The 19,087-nt window shown below is 48.7% G+C and carries 18 protein-coding genes; 9 read left to right on the top strand and 9 right to left on the bottom strand.

Annotated features, from left to right (window positions below; genetic code table 11):
- The first annotated feature begins 58 nt into the window (after nucleotides 1-58).
- The gene (gene hspQ / locus AC3ISQ_RS13440; RefSeq protein WP_489347221.1) at nucleotides 59-376 is read left to right on the top strand and encodes a heat shock protein HspQ; all 318 of its coding nucleotides are present in this window, start codon (nucleotides 59-61) and stop codon (nucleotides 374-376) included.
- A gap of 55 nt (nucleotides 377-431) precedes the next feature.
- Here the strand turns inward: hspQ and AC3ISQ_RS13445 are convergent, their stop codons facing one another.
- Nucleotides 432-845, bottom strand: coding sequence for a CoA-binding protein (locus AC3ISQ_RS13445; protein WP_489347222.1), 414 nt, complete (start codon nucleotides 843-845; stop codon nucleotides 432-434).
- A gap of 242 nt (nucleotides 846-1,087) precedes the next feature.
- Here AC3ISQ_RS13445 and AC3ISQ_RS13450 point away from each other — a divergent pair, with 242 nt between their 5' ends.
- Together AC3ISQ_RS13450 and AC3ISQ_RS13455 are read left to right on the top strand one after the other, a co-directional pair.
- Nucleotides 1,088-1,756 (top strand): DUF2057 family protein, encoded by a 669-nt coding sequence (locus tag AC3ISQ_RS13450; RefSeq protein ID WP_489347224.1) that lies wholly within the window; start codon nucleotides 1,088-1,090, stop codon nucleotides 1,754-1,756.
- 121 nt (nucleotides 1,757-1,877) lie between these two features.
- Complete coding sequence (locus AC3ISQ_RS13455) at nucleotides 1,878-2,336, top strand: methylglyoxal synthase (RefSeq protein WP_489347225.1); 459 nt, start codon at nucleotides 1,878-1,880, stop codon at nucleotides 2,334-2,336.
- Nucleotides 2,337-2,369: 33 nt separating this feature from the next.
- Here AC3ISQ_RS13455 and helD read toward each other — a convergent pair whose 3' ends face one another.
- Complete coding sequence (gene helD / locus AC3ISQ_RS13460; protein ID WP_489347227.1) at nucleotides 2,370-4,424, bottom strand: DNA helicase IV; 2,055 nt, start codon at nucleotides 4,422-4,424, stop codon at nucleotides 2,370-2,372.
- A 130-nt stretch (nucleotides 4,425-4,554) separates the two neighbouring features.
- Here helD and AC3ISQ_RS13465 point away from each other — a divergent pair, with 130 nt between their 5' ends.
- Nucleotides 4,555-5,007 (top strand): YccF domain-containing protein, encoded by a 453-nt coding sequence (locus AC3ISQ_RS13465; protein ID WP_489347229.1) that lies wholly within the window; start codon nucleotides 4,555-4,557, stop codon nucleotides 5,005-5,007.
- A gap of 27 nt (nucleotides 5,008-5,034) precedes the next feature.
- Entirely contained in the window at nucleotides 5,035-7,170 is a 2,136-nt protein-coding gene (gene yccS / locus AC3ISQ_RS13470; RefSeq protein ID WP_489347231.1) for a YccS family putative transporter, read from the top strand.
- Between the two features lie 40 nt (nucleotides 7,171-7,210).
- Here yccS and AC3ISQ_RS13475 read toward each other — a convergent pair whose 3' ends face one another.
- Nucleotides 7,211-7,816, bottom strand: a complete 606-nt coding sequence (locus AC3ISQ_RS13475; protein WP_489347232.1) for a TfoX/Sxy family protein — start codon at nucleotides 7,814-7,816, stop codon at nucleotides 7,211-7,213.
- Nucleotides 7,817-8,048: 232 nt separating this feature from the next.
- Between AC3ISQ_RS13475 and sulA the strand changes: the two genes are divergently transcribed.
- Nucleotides 8,049-8,555 carry an SOS-induced cell division inhibitor SulA gene (sulA, locus tag AC3ISQ_RS13480; RefSeq protein WP_489347234.1) on the top strand — a complete coding sequence of 169 codons (507 nt, stop codon included), beginning with the start codon at nucleotides 8,049-8,051 and terminating at the stop codon, nucleotides 8,553-8,555.
- Nucleotides 8,556-8,915: 360 nt separating this feature from the next.
- A complete protein-coding gene (gene ompA / locus AC3ISQ_RS13485; RefSeq protein WP_489347236.1) occupies nucleotides 8,916-9,995 on the top strand; it encodes a porin OmpA in 1,080 nt (359 codons plus the stop codon).
- Between the two features lie 115 nt (nucleotides 9,996-10,110).
- On the opposite strand, the gene matP is transcribed toward ompA, so the two are convergent.
- Nucleotides 10,111-10,569 carry a macrodomain Ter protein MatP gene (matP, locus tag AC3ISQ_RS13490; protein ID WP_489353281.1) on the bottom strand — a complete coding sequence of 153 codons (459 nt, stop codon included), beginning with the start codon at nucleotides 10,567-10,569 and terminating at the stop codon, nucleotides 10,111-10,113.
- Between the two features lie 208 nt (nucleotides 10,570-10,777).
- On the opposite strand from matP, the gene AC3ISQ_RS13495 reads away from it, so the two are divergent.
- A complete protein-coding gene (locus tag AC3ISQ_RS13495) occupies nucleotides 10,778-12,511 on the top strand; it encodes an AAA family ATPase (protein ID WP_489347238.1) in 1,734 nt (577 codons plus the stop codon).
- An 82-nt stretch (nucleotides 12,512-12,593) separates the two neighbouring features.
- Nucleotides 12,594-13,112, top strand: a complete 519-nt coding sequence (gene fabA, locus AC3ISQ_RS13500) for a bifunctional 3-hydroxydecanoyl-ACP dehydratase/trans-2-decenoyl-ACP isomerase (protein WP_489347240.1) — start codon at nucleotides 12,594-12,596, stop codon at nucleotides 13,110-13,112.
- A 63-nt stretch (nucleotides 13,113-13,175) separates the two neighbouring features.
- Here fabA and rmf read toward each other — a convergent pair whose 3' ends face one another.
- The 5 genes from rmf to AC3ISQ_RS13525 form a co-directional block, all read right to left on the bottom strand.
- Nucleotides 13,176-13,346: a ribosome modulation factor gene (gene rmf / locus AC3ISQ_RS13505; protein ID WP_489347242.1), complete on the bottom strand. Its 171-nt coding sequence runs from the start codon at nucleotides 13,344-13,346 to the stop codon at nucleotides 13,176-13,178.
- A 274-nt stretch (nucleotides 13,347-13,620) separates the two neighbouring features.
- On the bottom strand, nucleotides 13,621-14,178 hold the full coding sequence (pqiC, locus tag AC3ISQ_RS13510; protein ID WP_489347244.1) for a membrane integrity-associated transporter subunit PqiC: 558 nt from the start codon (nucleotides 14,176-14,178) through the stop codon (nucleotides 13,621-13,623).
- Nucleotides 14,179-15,819 carry an intermembrane transport protein PqiB gene (gene pqiB, locus AC3ISQ_RS13515; RefSeq protein ID WP_489347246.1) on the bottom strand — a complete coding sequence of 547 codons (1,641 nt, stop codon included), beginning with the start codon at nucleotides 15,817-15,819 and terminating at the stop codon, nucleotides 14,179-14,181.
- Entirely contained in the window at nucleotides 15,812-17,116 is a 1,305-nt protein-coding gene (gene pqiA / locus AC3ISQ_RS13520; protein ID WP_489347248.1) for a membrane integrity-associated transporter subunit PqiA, read from the bottom strand. The genes pqiB and pqiA overlap by 8 nt, the downstream gene beginning before the upstream one ends.
- A 61-nt stretch (nucleotides 17,117-17,177) precedes the next feature.
- The gene (locus tag AC3ISQ_RS13525; RefSeq protein WP_489347250.1) at nucleotides 17,178-19,085 is read right to left on the bottom strand and encodes an ABC transporter ATP-binding protein; all 1,908 of its coding nucleotides are present in this window, start codon (nucleotides 19,083-19,085) and stop codon (nucleotides 17,178-17,180) included.
- Nucleotides 19,086-19,087 lie beyond the last annotated feature (2 nt).

Consider the following 19,087-nt stretch of genomic DNA (forward strand, 5'->3'; position numbering starts at 1 on the left):
GAAATAGGTTGTTTTGCCCCCATTATCAAGAGCAAGGCACTGTTTCTCAGGAGGTCATATGATTGCCAGCAAATTCGGTATCGGACAACAAGTTCGTCATAAACTGCTAGGGTATTTGGGCGTCGTGATTGATATCGACCCTGAATACTCTTTGGAGCAGCCTAAAGCTGACGAGATAGCGGCAAACGAGGAACTGCGCTTTGCCCCTTGGTATCACGTGGTGATGGAAGACGATGAAGGGCAGCCAGTTCATACTTATCTGGCCGAAGCCCAATTGGCCGGTGAGGAACAAGACGCACACCCTGAACAACCCTCACTGGACGAATTAGCGGAATCTATTCGCAACCAACTACAGGCACCACGGCTGCGAAACTAAGCGTCAAAACCTGAGAAACCAACAAGGGCTTAGCTTCGGCTAGGCCCTTACTTTTTTATTTTTCCAATCCCAAACGTGGGATTTCAATTGCCGGGCAGCGATCCATAATCACCTTCAGCCCAGCACCTTTCGCCAATACGGCGGCCCGCTCGTTGATCACTCCAAGTTGTAACCACAAGACTTTAGCTTTTATCGCGATGGCTTCTTGCGCCACTTCGTAAGCCGCTTCAGCATTACGGAACACATCGACCATATCTACCTGCTGTGGAATATCAGCTAATGTGGCATAACCTTGTTGGCCTAAAAGGGTCTTCCCGGCCACCTTTGGGCTCACCGGTATCACTTGATACCCTTGCTCCAATAAGTAAGCCATGACTCGATAACTCGCACGGTCAGATTTGTCGCTGGCACCGACTAAAGCGATAGTTTTAGTTTGTTGTAATACTTCGATAATTTCACTGTCTTGCATCTTCCACTCCTGAAAGTTCAGGGAATTATACCCTGATATCAGTGTAATGCATCATCAGCTAACATGCTTGCGCCGTTTTCTAAAGACTGACACACATTGCTACTTTCTGAAATTTACTCAAAATTATTTCAAAATCTAAGTTATTATGTATAAATGTAACATTACGAGCCTGCCAGTCAGAAACCTTTGACACACCATCCAGGGCAGCACTCAACAGATAACGAACTTATAAGGAGATAACGATGAAATTTGGTCTGATGATTGCAGGGCTGTTAGGTGTCGGGCTATTGACGCCTGCTATGGCAACGACCTTGAAGCTTTCTCCTGATATTGATCTATTAGTGGTCGACGGAAAGCAAATGACAGGCTCACTACTCAAAGGCGCTGATAGCCTAGAACTGAATGGTGGGCAACACCAGTTGTTATTCAAAGTGGCAAAAACCGTCAAATCAGGCTCTCGGGATCAAGCACTTTATACCTCAGCCCCCTTGATCGTGGCGTTTAATAGCCAAAACATCAACTCAGTATCTATCGAACTGCCGCGTATTGATAATGAACGTGATAGCCAACGATTTGACGACAACCTTAATTACCAGATCATTGATAATCAAGGTAAAAAAATAATCACCAAGCATGATACTCTCAGCCTCAACGGCATATCAGTCGGGGCGGATTTAGAAAAAGCGATGACAGATTATAACGGGCAAAATCATCCAGCCTCTGTTCCTGCCTTTGCCCAACCTCATAGCAACCTGCCGATAGCACCGCCAGCAACCAGCAGCGTTCCCCAAAAATCAGTGACGCTGAAAGGTGAAAATGTTGCAGAACAAATGCTGCAATATTGGTTCCAACAGGCGGATAAAACGACGCAGAAACGTTTTTTAAGCTGGGCTAACCAACGTTCAAATTAATTCTTGGCACGCCTTTGTAGCAAAAGGCGCGCTTCACTCGCATTTTCCGGTGTAAACGCTAGGCAGCAAAAACGAGTTTAAGTAATCTGTCGCCTATCATTTTTTAGCGAAGGACACCGAAATGGAACAAACCACCCGCACGATTGCCGCTAGCAAACATATTGCTTTGGTTGCACACGACCACTGCAAGCAGGCATTACTCAAGTGGGTTGAGGACAATAAACCACAGTTGGCGCAACATCAGCTATACGCGACGGGAACGACCGGCAATCTGATCCAGCAAGCCAGCGGTATCCCGGTGAAAAGTATGCTAAGTGGCCCAATGGGCGGCGATCAGCAAATCGGGGCATTAATTGCAGAAGGTAAAATCGACATGCTGATTTTCTTCTGGGACCCACTGAATGCCGTTCCACACGATCCTGATGTCAAAGCCTTACTGCGTTTGGCAACCGTATGGAACATTCCCGTCGCCACCAACCGCTCAACGGCCGATTTTTTGATTGATTCTTCGTTATTTAAAAATGAAGTCGAGATCGCCATTCCAGATTACCAACGCTATCTGCAAGAGCGCCTGAAATAATTTCAGTGGCCTAGAGCAATCTCTAGGCCGTTTTTATGGTTTTCTCTGCGTAGGAACCCCAATATCTTGCAGTTGTTCGACAAACACCGAAGGACGTTCACTGTCTTGCAATAACCACACTTGGTGTTTGGCGCGGGTCAAAGCCACGTACAATAAGCGCCTCTCTTCCGCATCAGGAAAATCTTCTGGCTGCGGCAGTAAAACATCTTCTAGCACCGATTCACGCGCCATCGCCGGGAAACCATCGTGGCCTTCATGCAACCCAGCGATAATCACATATTCGGCCTGTTGCCCTTTGCTGGCATGGATCGTCATAAACTCAATATTGAGTTTTGGCCAGCGAGTCGCCGCTTTCTGCAATGCTTCTGGTTTCAGATGATGATAACGCGCCAAAACCAAGATCCGTTCATCCGGCTTGGCATAACCACTCAACTTATCCAGCAAGTTTTCCAACTGTTCCTGCGGCAATAACATCACCGATTTTTTATTGCCTTTGCTGAGGCTGTTCAGTGGTTTTTTCAGCTGATGAGGATTCTGCTGCACAAAACGGTTAGCGATTTCACCAATGCGATCGTTAAAGCGATAAGTGGTATCAAGGGCACATTGCGCACCTTCACCAAAGTTCTCATTAAAAGCCGTCGTTAAAGTCAGCTCTGCGCCACTAAAGCGATAAATCGCCTGCCAATCATCCCCAACGGCAAACAGACAGGTTTGTTTGTTCTGTTTGCGCAGTGCAGCCAACAGCATGGCTCGCTGCGGAGAGATATCTTGGAATTCATCAACCAGAATATGCTTCCATGGGCTGACAAAGCGCCCTTTATCTAAAATGTTCACCGCCTGATGGATTAAGCCGGAAAAGTCCACCGCACCTTCATCTTTCAGTGCCGTTTTCCATGCTTTTAGCAAAGGTGCCATCAAACGAATGCGTTTCGAAAACAGATCGCGAATTTCTTCATCCGCTTGTTCAATCATTTCCGCTTGGCTGCCACCATGGGCGCGCATCAGCCCCAACCAGCGTTCCAAGCGCCCAGCTAAGCGTTCTGCCAAGCGTTTATCTTGCCAGAAATCCCCTTCGGGAACTTCCCACTCCAATTCTTCAGTCAACCATTGTCGCCAACCTTTGGCCTGTGCTTTTTTTTCCGCACAGTTCTGCTGCCAATGTTTGATCAACAAAGCCCGGCACGCCTTACTGTCGGTCTCCAGCTTGCTGATCATCGGGGCTTTGCGACTACCTTGCTGAATTATCTGTAATGCCAGCGCGTGGAAGGTTTTCGCCTGAACTTCGCTTTCGCCCAAACGTTCTTTGATACGGTCATTCATCTCTTTCGCCGCCTGTCGGCCAAACGCCAGAAGCAAAATCTGCCCCGGTTCGGCTTCTTGACGGCGCAATAGCCAACCCGCGCGAGCCACCAGCACCGACGTTTTACCACTGCCCGCCCCAGCCAGTACCAACACTGAATCTTCACCATTGACCACGGCGCGGCATTGGGAATCGTTCAGCGGGGAAGTTTCGATAGTTTGGAAGAAGTCTTGATGCGTTTCCAGCATCCGCTCCGTCCATTGTTGATTGCGTTTCGCCACACTACGTTGGCCTTGCTGCAACCATTGTAAACAACGCTGGTAGTCATCCCGACAGTTATCGAACTCGTCTAATCGCTCGACCGGCATCGGTAATGCACTAAATGCTTGGGCAATTTGTTGCTGTAATTTACCCAGCTCTGAGCGCTTGAACCATTTATCAGCCTGTTCAACCCGTTGGATATGCTCTATTTGTTGATGCAACACATCGGCGCTGATTTCACTCATCTCCGCGCTCCACGGCTGCCAAGACTGCAACAGATAATGGTAGAAGCGCTGAGTCTCTTGCCATTCAGTGCCATGCAAACGCACAACTTTATCTTCGGGTAGCTCAAACTCCAGCTCTCCCCAGACAATGCCACGCTTGCACCTAACCTGAACTAATTGATTGAAAGGAATCAGGTATTGGTGCTTTTCGCCGCTGACCTCAACCCCGGCATGTAGCAACCGCACGCGGTTATAAGGATGCTGGGCCAAGTGTTTGCCCAGTGATGTCGCTTTAAGTTCCATATCGTCGCGTCATGACCCTGTTGAGATTAACTAACGGATAATGACCAGTTTACCTGCGTTTAGCAGTCGCACTCTAGTGCTAAAAAAAGGGTAGAATAGAATTTCATTCTTACTGGGCAAAATAACAACTATGCGTACTGTACTGAATATACTTAACTTCGTATTAGGCGGGTTTTTCACCACCTTCGGTTGGTTGCTTGCCACTTTCTTCAGCGTGGTGCTGATCATTACCTTGCCACTGACCCGCTCTTGCTGGGAAATCACCAAACTTTCGTTTCTACCTTATGGTAACGAAGCCATCCACGTTAACGAATTATACCCGGAAAAAAGCAACACACTGCTTTCCGCCGGAGGTTCTTTGTTGAATATTTTGTGGTTTGTGCTGTTTGGTTGGTGGCTATGCCTGTCGCATATCGTCGCAGGGATCGCCCAATGCATGACCATTATTGGTATTCCTGTTGGCATCGCCAATTTCAAAATTGCTGCGATTGCCCTCTGGCCGGTAGGTCGCCGGGTGGTCTCGGTAGAAATGGCGCAACAAGCCAGAGCTGAGAATGCACGCCGTCAGTACCAACAACGTTAATTCTTTTCTTCGTTTGAGGAATTTTTTGTGCTCTCTATAGCACCCGTTATCCGCCGTTATACCTACAACAGTAATTGGCTTTATAACCTGCGTATTTTTATCGCGCTGGCAGGCACAACGGCGGTGCCCTGGTGGTTAGATTCCCCAAAACTGACCATCCCCCTCACTCTGGGGGTGGTCGCTGCTGCGTTGGCCGATCTCGACGATCGTCTCACTGGAAGACTGCGTAATCTATTGATTACGCTGGTGTGTTTCTTCGTAGCTTCAGCTTCCATCGTCCTACTGTTTCCCTACCCTTGGTTGTTTGCTGTTGGCCTGACGACTTCTACCTGTGCTTTTATTCTGTTAGGGGCACTAGGGCAGCGCTACGCTACCATCGCTTTCGGTGCCTTACTGATCGCGGTTTACACCATGCTGGGTGTATCGATGTATGACGCGTGGTATCAACAGCCGATGCTGCTATTGATGGGCGCTGTCTGGTACAACCTGCTGACATTGATAGGCCATCTGATTTTCCCAATTCGTCCATTACAGGAAAATATTGCGCGCTGTTACGAGCAGTTGGCGAACTATTTAGACGCCAAAGCCAACCTGTTTGATCCTGATGCCGAAGATAACGCGGATTTACCGTGGATGGATGTCGCAATGGCCAACGGCACCTTGGTGAATATCCTTAATCAAACCAAAGCGACATTATTAACACGCCTGAAAGGTGATCGAGGGCAACGAGGGACTCGTCGCACGCTACATTATTATTTCGTCGCTCAGGATATCCACGAACGGGCCAGTTCTTCCCACATGCAATATCAAGCATTGAGTAAACAGTTCCGCCACAGCGATATTCTATTTCGCTTCCAACGTTTACTCAGTATGCAGGCCAGAGCCTGCCGGCAGCTTTCTCAATCGGTGTTATTACGTCAGGAATACCAGCATAGTCACCGTTTTGAGCCCGCATTCACGCGCATTGAAGAAGCTCTTACACAACTCAACATTACACCGAGTAATCACGAGTTGGTCAAAGCGCTCTCGTATTTGTTGAAGAACCTGAGAGCTATTGATGCGCAATTGGCGAATATCGAATCAGAACAAGCTATTGCCAGTGGTAAAATAGAAGAGAATAGTCTGCTGGACGATCGCCTCACCGGCTGGAGCGATATCTGGCTGCGCATCAGTCGCCATTTGACGCCGCAATCCGCCCTATTTCGTCATGCGATCCGCATGTCCGTCGTGCTCTGCGTGGGTTATGCCCTTATCCAGTTTACCGGTATGCAACATGGTTACTGGATTTTGCTGACCAGTTTGTTCGTTTGCCAACCCAACTATAATGCGACAAGGCGACGCCTAGCTCTGCGAATTATCGGCACATTGGCCGGTATATTGGTAGGTTTGCCCATCCTGTACTTCGTTCCGTCGTTGGAAGGCCAACTCGTCTTGATCGTGATCGCCGGGGTATTGTTCTTCGCTTTTCGCACCGTGCAATATGCTCACGCCACCATGTTTATCACGCTGTTAGTATTACTGTGCTTTAACTTGCTAGGCGAAGGATTTGAAGTGGCGGCACCACGTGTTTACGACACGTTGCTGGGATGTGCCATTGCCTGGGCGGCAGTCAGCTTCATCTGGCCAGATTGGAAATTCCGCCAACTCTCCTCAGTCGTCAGTAAAACCCTGAATGCGGATTGTCGTTATCTGGATGCCATTTTGGTGCAATACCATCAAGGCAAAGATAATGGTTTACCGTATCGCATTGCGCGTCGTGATGCTCACAACTGCGATGCAGAACTGGCTTCGGTAGTTTCCAATATGTCTGCCGATCCTAAAACTGAACAAACGATTCAGGAAACTGCCTTTCGCCTGTTGTGTTTAAACCATACCTTGTTGAGTTATATCTCTGCGCTAGGCGCTCATCGTGGGCGTTTGAGCAATTCAACTGTGTTGGATCTACTCAATGATGCTGTTTGTTATGTCGATGGTGCACTGCATCAAGAAGAACAAGATAGCCACCGTATTAATCAGGCTCTAGAGGCTCTGGCTGAGCGAATTCAACAGTTATCACCAGAGCCGGAAAGTAAAGAACAGTTAGTACTCCAGCAAATTGGGTTAGTCATAGAACTACTGCCAGAACTGACAGAGTTGAATAAGCAAATAAGTAGAGTCAATTAACCATCAGTATCCATTGCTGTGCTGTCTCATTTCTGGCGGCTCAGCGGGTACGTACGTCGAACCAGTCGGTAAGATCCTCTCTCAACTCACTCGGCAGCGCCGCTTGGTGATAACCCGCAATCGCCCCCGCCAGTGCCAGTAATGCCTTCAAACCAAGATGTTTTTGCCGTTGCAGTAGTTTCAAGTAAGAGCGTCTCGCCCCAAATAACCGCAAATCGTAAACACCACTGATACCGGCCTGCCACAAAGAACGCTCCATCGCTATATCGATATTGGGTAGGTCTCTTAACCGTTCATCGCTGCATTTTTTATCCTGAAGCTCTTTACGAGCGGCTCTCATTGCCTGCCAAGCCAAAGCAAATAGTTCTTGCCGGTCTTGCCACATAGACTCATTCACCCAGTAATATCGCAGTGCCACCGGTGCACCACGTTTTGAATAAATCATGCTCACCATGCCATGCTCACGGAAGATCGGTTCCAGATCTGCGGTAGCACGTAAATACAGTTCATTTCCAGTAATCACAGCGAACATAATACCGTCAGCTAATAGGCTACAACTGCCAAATTGCGAACGTGTAGAGATGTGACCTAATGCAGCAAAGCATGATTTCGCTTGCGAGATTCTTTTCGTCGATATCCCTTTCATCGCTACCTCCAATAAGTTAATAAATGTTCAATCATTTTCCACGTCAATGTAATAAACGTAACGTGAACAACCAATTAGAAAAATACGCATTAAGTCCAATCATGCCAATCACAAAGTTCTCTTGAGCTAAAGATGATCGCAATTATGCGAAGCATTACGAAAAATTGAGTTGATCTTCTGTTTTACTAGATATACTGTATATACATACAGTGACACTATAGGCAGGATACTTATGCGTACTCAATCACTTTACCCATCTCATTTCAGCCATACCTCATTTGCTGTGAATAACACTGCAAGAACCTCAGATGCTGGCAAAGGAAATGGTCTTATCAGTGAACTTGTTTATAGCGAACATCAACCCGCAGTAGCACAGTTGTTACTGCCGTTGTTACAGCAACTAGGGCTGCAATCGCGTTGGTTATTATGGCTCACACCACAACAGAAACTGAGTCGTCTTTGGTTGCAACAATCAGGTCTGCCAGTCAATAAGGTGGTTCAGGTTAGCCAAATCAATCCTATTGATAGTGTAGAAGCCATGGAAAAAGCATTATTGACTGGAAACTACAGTGTAGTACTTGGGTGGTTACCTGAATTAACTGAAGTGGATCGTTTGAAATTAAGACGTGCAGCAGAATTGGGGAATGCTTATGGTTTCATCATGCACCCGCAAAATGAGATAAACCCGACACACGGACAGTGTTCAACGCTAAAAATTCACTCAAGCTTGTATCATTGAGCTAATTTAGGATTAATCTCATCATTTTTATCCATGAAAATGCGAACTTACGCAGAGATTTGTAAAAAGTGAGCACTGATGCGGTTCCGCATGAAAAATCGCGCTTCATTTAGCTTATTTTTTAGACGGAAAATAGGATGGGTTTTGTAAAATTCTCCGTTTTTTTTTAGAGCTTTATCACATCACACTTGTAACTTTCGCGCCACGTTGTAGACTTTACATCGCCAAGGTTGCTCTATAACGCCAGAAAAACTGGCAGAGTAACAAATGAGGGCATAAACCTTGGCGAAGGAATTTAACCAAGGGCTTAAAAATCAGCTTTAAAGCTCATTGCCTATTTGGATGATAACGAGGCGCAAAATGAAAAAGACAGCTATCGCATTAGCAGTGGCACTGGCAGGTTTCGCAACAGTAGCGCAAGCTGCCCCAAAAGATAACACCTGGTACACTGGTGCTAAACTGGGCTGGTCCCAGTACCATGACACTGGTTTCTATGGTAACGGCTATGACAGCAGCATCGGTAACGGCCCTACTCATGAAAGCCAACTGGGTGCTGGTGCATTCGTTGGTTATCAAGCAAACCAATACCTAGGCTTTGAAATGGGTTACGACTGGTTAGGTCGTATGCCATACAAAGGCAGCGTAAACAACGGTGCTTTCAAGGCTCAAGGCGTTCAATTGGCAGCTAAACTGAGCTACCCAATTATGGACGATCTGGACATCTACACCCGTCTGGGTGGTATGGTTTGGCGTGCAGACTCTACAGCTCAGTACGGTGCTACCGGCCAACGCCTGAGCGACCACGACACTGGCGTTTCTCCGCTGGCTGCTGTTGGTGTTGAATACGCACTGACCAAAAACTGGGCTACTCGCCTGGACTATCAGTGGGTTAACAACATCGGTGACGCTGGTACCGTTGGTACTCGTCCAGACAACGGCATGTTGAGCCTGGGTGTTTCTTACCGCTTTGGTCAGGACGATGTTGTAGCTCCAGTAGCTGCACCAGCTCCAGCTCCAGTTGTTGAAACCAAGCGTTTCACTCTGAAGTCTGACGTTCTGTTCAACTTCAACAAGTCTACTCTGAAAGCAGAAGGCCAACAGGCTCTGGATCAACTGTATACTCAGTTGAGCTCAATGGATCCTAAAGATGGTTCTGTAGTTGTTCTTGGTTACACCGACGCCGTTGGTTCTGACAAGTACAACCAAGCACTGTCTGAGAAACGCGCTCAAAGCGTTGTTGACTACCTGGTTTCTAAAGGTATCCCAGCAGACAAGATCTCTGCTCGTGGTATGGGCGAAGCTGATTCCACCACTGGCAACACCTGTGGCTACAAATCTGGCCGTGCTACCAAGACTCAGATCGAATGCCTGGCACCAGATCGTCGCGTAGAGATCGAAGTTAAAGGTATCAAAGACGTTGTAACTCAGCCTCAGGCTTAAGTTACCACTCTCTTTAAAAAACCCCGCATTTGCGGGGTTTTTTATTGATTCTAATAACTGATTAAAATAAGCAGAGCCTGCCTCTTGTTATCTTGTGCGCAAGCTCCTACTCTATTTATTCTTCATCTTTCCCCAAAATCGCCTGCAAATCCTGTTTGAGTGACGACATCTGATTGGCGTATTTCTCTTTCCGCTCTGCATCTTCGATCAACTGCACCACGGTTTCTGATAGCGTGGCATTACGGCGATGTGCCAAGGCGGCTAAGCGCTGCCACACCAAGAACTCCAAATCGATAGATTTCTTGCGAGTATGCTGGTGCTCCGCATTAAAGTGGCGTTTACGTCGTGCACGAATGGTTTGCTTCATCCGATTATCAAGTTCTGGATTCATGTGGACATTAATCCACACCAGCACTTTTACTGGTTCATTTTCCAGTTTCAACAGTTCATCAACCGCCTCCTGAGCAGCGCTGCTTTCAAGATGACAGGTGATGGCTTCGCCTTCCCGGTGTTTTTTCACCAGGTACTTCCATTTCCAGCCGCTCTCCAGATTTTCCAGTTGCTGATATTTCATCATGAACTCTTCAGTGACCGCGTAACTTTATTAAGCATAACAGCTTTGTGCCAAATTTCCCCGGCAATTAGAACTCCTTTTAGATTGTTTTTTGCACAGTCGTAGCGCAATGTCAAACTCCCTGACACCAACATCGACTCTCATGTATCAAGCTGGCGTTATTCTTGTATAATCGCCCTTTCACTTTTTGACGATTGCACCTAACACTTTGACCAATAACCGACTTGAATGGCAATCTTTGTTGCCTGCCGTAACGCCTTATCAGGCGATATTCGATACCGCTGCTCAGTTGGCACCTGTGACCTTTGCCGCGATCCAACCACGGTTGGAAAACGCACTGACGCTGTTTTGTCATCCACTATCGCAACCGCGCTTCATGCTATTGAAAGCGCAGGAAACCCGTGAGTATCTGGCACTGATCGCCAACGCGGTCAAACCATTGCAACCGCAGAGTCCTATTGTCGGCAGCCAGTACAAAATTCAGGGGAATCAGGTTCAGATTGAACCCGCGAACCGCGGCGATGAACCTTTTGCTGCTGGCGGTGCCTGCGTCTATCAAGAATGGATCGAACCAGAACAGCTCTTTGGCTGCGTTAGAATTCATCAAGGTGAAATTAACCTACAACCGGGTCTGATTCATCAGGCCAATGGTGGTGTGCTAATTCTGTCGGCACGTTCCCTGCTAGCGCAGCCATTACTGTGGTTACGCCTGAAACAGATGATCACCCAGCGCCAGTTCCACTGGACTTCGCCGGATGAAACTCGCCCACTGCCTGTCACTATCCCGCCAATGCCGTTGGAGCTACGCCTGATTGTCGTTGGCGATCGTCATGGTCTGGCCGATTTCCACGATATGGAACCAGAACTGTGCGAGCAGGCTGTTTACGGTGAATATGAAGACGATCTGCAACTGACTGAACCAGAAGATATGGTGCAGTGGTGCGGCTACGTCAATAGCGTCTTAACCGAGCACCAACTACCACCACTGGCCGCAGATGCTTGGCAGCCGTTGTTGGTACAAGCCGTGCGTTACAGCGGCGATCAGGGCAACTTACCTCTATCTCCATTATGGATTGGCCAACAACTTTCTGAAGCGGCGTTATACGCAGGAGAAGGACAGATCACAGCCAAAGCACTAGAGGCAGCGCTCAATGTTCGTGAATGGCGTGAAAGCTATCTTGCCGAACGTATGCAAGATGAAATCGAGTTAGGTCAGATCCTGATCGAAACCGAAGGTGAAGTTATCGGCCAGATCAACGGCCTTTCAGTGCTGGACTATCCCGGTCATCCTCGCAGTTTCGGTGAACCCTCCCGCATAAGCTGTGTTGTACACCTCGGTGACGGTGAGTTTACCGACGTCGAGCGTAAAGCCGAGCTGGGCGGTAATCTGCACGCCAAAGGCATGATGATCATGCAGGCATTCCTGATTTCCGAGTTGGAATTAGATCAACAACTGCCCTTCTCTGCCTCGATTGTGTTTGAACAGTCCTATGGCGAAGTCGATGGCGACAGTGCTTCTCTCGCTGAACTCTGTGCGTTGATCAGTGCCCTTTCCCTGCAACCGATCACCCAACAGCTTGCTGTAACCGGTTCAGTCGACCAGTTTGGTAATGTCCAGCCTATCGGTGGCGTTAACGAAAAGATCGAAGGTTTCTTTGAGGTCTGTCAACGCCGCGGTTTAACCGGCAAACAAGGCGTGATCCTGCCTGCTACCAACCTGCGCCATCTGTGCTTGCGTCAAGACGTCGTTGATGCCGTGCGTGAAGGTCAGTTCCATCTGTGGGCGGTGGACAGCGTTGCTGAAGCTTTGCCATTATTAACCGGTTGCCTCTACTCCGATGAACAACAGCCGAATTTGCTGGCTGTCATTCAAGAGCGGATTGCACAAGTGAATTCACCAGAACGTCCGCGTTGGTCGTGGCCACTGCGGTGGCTCAACTAGTGCAATCACGGCTGATCGGACTTGTTCAGCGTACACGTGTAAACTAAACTGCGTCCTTCATTAAAATAAGGCTATTGAGAACATGGTAGATAAACGCGAATCCTATACGAAAGAAGATCTCGAAGCATCCGGACGTAGTGAGCTGTTTGGCGCGGGTGGACCACCATTGCCATCAGGTAACATGTTGATGATGGACCGCGTGGTCAAGATGACCGAAGACGGTGGCACTCATGGCAAAGGTTACGTAGAAGCTGAACTGGATATCAATCCCGATCTGTGGTTCTTCGGCTGCCACTTTATCGGCGATCCCGTCATGCCTGGCTGTTTAGGTTTGGACGCAATGTGGCAACTGGTTGGCTTCTACCTCGGCTGGTTAGGCGGTGAAGGTAAAGGCCGGGCACTGGGCGTGGGTGAAGTGAAATTCACCGGTCAAGTATTGCCAACAGCGAAAAAAGTCACCTATCGCATCAACTTTAAGCGCGTGATTATGCGCAAGCTGATCATGGGCATGGCTGACGGTGAAGTGCTGGTCGATGGTAAGGTGATCTACACCGCTACCGATCTGAAAGTGGGTCTGTTCAAAGATACAGAAGCTTTCTAAGACGCTAAAACGAAAACCTCCGCGTTTGGCGGAGGTCATTCCTTCTTCATGATAGGGAGCCGCTTAAGCGGTCACAGCCCTATTTTCCATGGCTTCTCGCCAACCTCCCAGCCAATGCGACCGAGCATCTAAAGTGGATTGGTAAGGACAAAGTTCTTTAGACCGTCCTAAAATACCTGCTTGATAACCCTTCGCATGCGCCCTTTCCAGACGATCACGTTTCTGTCTCTTCATGCCTCGTTTCCCTCATTTCATTACTAGTCTGGTGGAAAGAAAACAACGGCCGCTTTTTTGCAGCCACATTTAATGAATAGCGCTAAATGACGGGAAGATCAATGCGCAAAATTCACGCCAATGTCATATTTGTGAGCTATACACGAAGATTTTGCTAAGTGGCTGATAAAACAAAATAGATTTATCATGTTGATATATAAAGAAAACCCCTATTGCTGAGAAATAATCATATTCCACATCAACAGGGGTTAGATTTTTTTAGTACAAATTATGACTAAAGACGAGCCGCCTGTGCCGCAATTACCTGCGCCTGCGCCTGCCAACCTACCGCTAATGTCCGTACCAAAGAATCATAGCCATCTGCATCTTGCTTCAGTTCCAGATTAAATGGTCGCTTGATCAAGGTACCTTGATGATTGAGTACCCATTCACCGCGAACTACCACCTTGCCATCATAGCGACCGTGGAAACCGGTGATGGTGACATTGAGTACATCCTGATCGTTACCCAGCGGTTGTGCCGATACCACCCAGCCCGGTAATGCATTGCTTAGGTTAGTGACCAATGACTGCTGCAATTGCTGATCCAACGGGCTGGCCCACAGATTGTTTTGTGCGATCACATATTGCACATCGTTGCTTTGATACACCACGCCGTTCTGCGCCAAATAATCTGCCACGCCAACGTGCTCCAACCATAGCTGGCGCGTTGCCGTGCTGCTACTGACCTGTGACGGCGTATTCAATGCCGGCAGCTGATAGTAGGTCTTTTGCGGCGTACTGCTACAGGCACTGAGCAACAGCGCCAAAGTTACCGGGATCCATTTCATCATTTATTTGGCCTTCTTCGGCTGAGGGTCATTACCAGTTGCCGCTTCAAATACCAGCGCATTACTCTTTTCATTCAGAGTACGCAACACTGGTTGCAGCTCGCGCAATACCTGATCCAAACGTTGCATATCACCGACCATCTTGTTGTAGGCCGGCGAGCCAGGCTGGAAGCCTTTCATACTGCGGTTAAGCTCAAGCAACGTTTTCTGCATATCCTTCGGCAGCTCTTGCATCTCTTTGCTGGCGATAATGTCGTTCAGCGATTGCATCGTTTTTTGTGTGGCTTGCATAGTTTTCTGGCTTTCTGCCAGCGTCTTAGTCGCTTCATTGATCATCGGATTCAACGGCATCGCGTTGATCTTATCCAGCGTTTGCATCAGTTTCTGCTGGATCTGCGCCAGTCCACCACTGGTGGTTGGCATCAACGGATAACCGAACAACTCACGCGGACCTTTCCACGGTTTCGCTTGCGGATAGAAGTCCAGATCGACATACAGCGAGCCAGTCAGCAAGTTGCCAGACTTCAAGGCCGCACGCAGGCCACGCGATTCGGCATCTTTCAGATGTTGCTGATAATTAAAGTTTTTACCCAACTCTTTGTTAAAGCGATCAGGTTCAATACGTATCAACACTGGAATACGATAATCACTGTCTAGACGTTGATTCAAACCTTCTTTGTAGAACGGCACCTGTGCAACGGTACCCATACGGATGCCACGGAACTCAACCGGGGCTCCCGGCTGTAGACCACGAACCGAATCAGAGAAGAACAACAGGTAATCGTTATGCACGGTATAGAAAGAGTCTTGAATACTGCGCTGATTATCAAATAGCTGATATTCCGTCTTCTCTTTAACTACATCACCACGATCCCAACCTTCCGGTACATCGAAGCTAACGCCGCCGCTAAACAATGTTGCCAGCGAGCCCATTTCAACTCTCATTCCCTGTGCCGACATATCAAACGCTACGCCGCTGTCCTTCCAGAAGCGAACGTTAGTGGTGACCAGTTGATCATACGGAGCGGAAATAAAGAGCTGATAACGCATCTCACGTTCTTTAGGGTCGAAGTAGCTGGTTTCCACCGTACCGACACGGAAACCACGGAACAGTACCGGGTCGCCCGCATTCAATTGCCCAGATTTGGTACTATCCAGTAGAATACGTAGCCCTTTGGCATCAGCAGAGGCCAACGGTGGCGCATCCAGTAACTGGAACAGGCTCTTCTCTTTCCCTTTTTTGCCCGGTTGCAACTCGATATAGGCGCCAGAAAGCAACGTGCTGAGGCCCGTCACTCCTTCGCGACCAATCTGTGGTTTCACCACCCAAAAAGCCGAGTCTTGGCGTAACAGCTTATCCATGCCCGAATTCAATCGCGCTTTAATCAGCACCTTACTCAAGTCGTCACTTAGCGTCACGCTTTCAACGATACCCACATTCACGCTACGACTTTTGATGGTGGTTTTCCCCGCCTCCAAACCTTCTGCGCTAGTGGTTATCAATGTCACTTCCGGTCCCTGATGACTAAAGTGATAAAACAGTATCCAGGCACCGATCAACGCAGTGACGATGGGAATAATCCACACCGGCGACCAGCGTTTGATCTTTTCGACCTTCGCAACGCTATGATTATTTTCAGTCACCTTGCGGCTCCTTCTTTATTGTTTCATTTACGCGATCCCAGGTCAGCCGGGGATCAAACGTCATGGCAGCAAACATAGTGAGGATCACCACCATGGCGAACAGCAGTGCGCCAATATCTGGATAAATACTCATCAATTGTCCCATACGCACTAATGCCGACAATACGGCGATAACAAACACATCAATCATTGACCAACGCCCAACAAACTCCACCATTTCATAAATCAAATGCATCCGTTCGCTATCAGCTTTACCTTTGCCTTGGGCATCCCAACAGAGCCAACCGATCGCTATCATTTTCAATGTCGGCACCATAATACTGGCGATAAAGATCACCATCGCCACCGGGTAAGATCCTTCGCCCCATAACAGGATCACCCCGGCCATGACGGTCGATGGCATCTTGTTGCCCAGAGCCTCGGTGATCATAATCGGCATCAGCATTGACGGGATATACAGAAGTAGAGAAGTCATCAGCAGCGCGAGTGTCCATTGCAAACTATGGCGACGACGTACATAGCCTGTGGTATGACAACGCGGACAGGTACTCTGATCGGCAGGTAAAATGGCGGTGCAGCAGGAACAAGAGCGCAATCCTTGGCGTAACCCCGTGCGCCCTACACTCATCGATTGCACCAAACGCGGAGCTGGCTCAATGTCGTTCCATAACCAACGGCGATCCACACATTGGAAAGCGCGTACCTGTAACAAACAAAATAAACAGTAAGGAATAAAACTGGTGCCAATACCGATATCACCATAGGCCATCAGTTTGACGAAACTGACCAACACGCCAGCGAGGAAGATTTCGACCATGCACCAGGTTTTAAGCTGGAACAATATCTTAGCTATCCACACTTTCAGCTCGCGCGGCAATCGAACTTTGGCACACAGCAAAATAATCGCCAACATACAAAACGTTGGGATCAACTGCACAAACACCATGAACAACGTGGCCATGCTGGCGTAGTTTTCCGCCACCATCACCTGTGGAATTTGGATCAGTTTGATTTCGTTACCTATACCAGCAACGCGCATATTAACGAAGGGGAAAAGGTTAGCCAGCAATAGCATAAACAGCGCGCTAAGGGCGAAACCGATCGGTTGTTTGCGTGGCTCAGCCCAGTGGGAGCTAAGCGTGGTATGGCAACGTGGGCACGTCGCTTTTTGCCCATGTACCAATGGCGGTAATGCCACCAGCATGTCGCATTGTGGGCATAGCATCATGTCTTCCTGATGCGGTTCACCATCTTGTGAATGGCTATGCTGCTTGTGATCTACCTGGGAACACACCATTTTCCTCCTCATGCCGGTACTGCAATACCGCCCGCCGCAGCGTGCGGACGGTATTTACCGATTAACCGTTTTTCATCGCTTCCAGTTCTTCCCAACGGGCGAATGCCTCTTCCAGTGCCTGCTCGGCGGTGGCCAAGGCGGTCAGCACTTGCTGGGTTTCGCTGTGTGGACGAGTGAAGAAATCCGCATCGCTCATTTGTACCTGTAACGCTTCAATTTCGGCTTCTAACTGTTCCAGACGCTGTGGTAATTGTTCCAGCTCACGTAACAGGTTATAGCTCAATTTGGCGGCAGGTTTCTTTACTTGCTCAGTTTTTTTCTCTGCTGCCGGTTTGTTTTGGTTCGCAAGAGCAGACTCGCGGATCGGTTTTGCCGTTGCGCGTTGTTGATGCGCATCGTAATAGCCGCCAACGAAGGCGTTGATCACCCCGTTGCCTTCAAAGATCCAACATTCAGTTACTGAGTTATCAACGAATTGACGATCGTGGCTCACCAACAGCACGGTACCTTGATAACTGTCGATCAGCTCTTCCAATAATTCCAGCGTTTCGACGTCCAGATCGTTGGTTGGTTCATCGAGAATCAGTAAATTACTGGGTTTTAGGAATAATTTTGCCAATAGCAGACGGTTACGCTCACCACCGGACAACGCTTTCACCGGCGTCATCGCTCGCTTCGGATGGAACAAGAAGTCTTGCAGATAACCAAGCACATGACGCGAACGGCCATTGACCATCACTTCCTGCTTACCTTCAGCCAGGTTATCCATCACGGTGCGCTCAGGGTCCAACTCCGCACGGTGCTGGTCGAAATAAGCCACTTCCAGTTTGGTACCACAGTGCACGCGGCCGCTGTCTGCTTTGAGTTGACCGAGCATCAGTTTCAGCAACGTGGTTTTACCGCAGCCGTTTGGCCCAACCAATGCGATTTTGTCGCCACGTTGAACCTGTGCCGAGAAGTTACGCACCAGCACTTTGTCACCGATTTGGTAGTTGACGTTTTTCATCTCAAACACGATCTTGCCAGAGCGCACGGATTCTTCCACTTGCATCTTGGCGGTGCCCATCACTTCGCGACGTTCAGAGCGCTCCATACGCAGCGCCTTCAACGCCCGCACACGGCCTTCGTTACGTGTGCGACGCGCTTTGATCCCTTGGCGGATCCACACTTCTTCTTGCGCTAATTTGCGATCGAACTCGGCGTTTTGCAGCTCTTCCACGCGCAGTGCTTCTTCTTTACTCAGCAGGTACAGATCGTAATTACCCGGCCATGACACCAACTTGCCGCGATCGAGATCGACAATGCGCGTTGCCATGTTGCGGATAAACGAACGGTCGTGGGAAATAAAGATGATGCTGCCCTGAAACTCTTTCAGAAAACCTTCCAGCCAATCGATAGTTTCGATATCCAAGTGGTTGGTCGGTTCGTCGAGCAACAGCACGCGCGGAGAACTGACCAGCGCACGGCCTAACGCCGCTTTACGCAGCCAACCACCAGACAGCGAGGACAGTTCAGCATCACCGTTCAAACCCAGTTGCAACAACACTTCGCTAATGCGGCTATCGAGCTGCCACAATCCTTGGTGATCGAGGATTTCCATAATCTGTGCCATACGCGCCAGATTCTTTTCACTCGGATCGGATTCCACCAAATGTGAAATAGCGTGATAGGCCTTCAGATGTTCGGCCTGCTCTGCTACGCCTTCAGCGACGAAATCAAACACCGTACCGCCAATATTACGCGGTGGATCTTGTTGTAGACGGGCAACAATCAGATCTTGCTCGAAGATCACTCGACCGTCGTCCAGCGGGATTTCTTTACCCAAGATCTTCAGCAGCGTGGATTTACCCGCGCCATTACGCCCCACCAGACAAACGCGCTCGTTGTCTTCAATGTGAATTTCGGTATTGTCTAAAAGTGGCGCATCGCTGAAAGACAGCCAAGCGCCGGACATGCTAATTAACGACATAG

This window comes from Serratia sp. KH_031 (assembly GCF_057839655.1).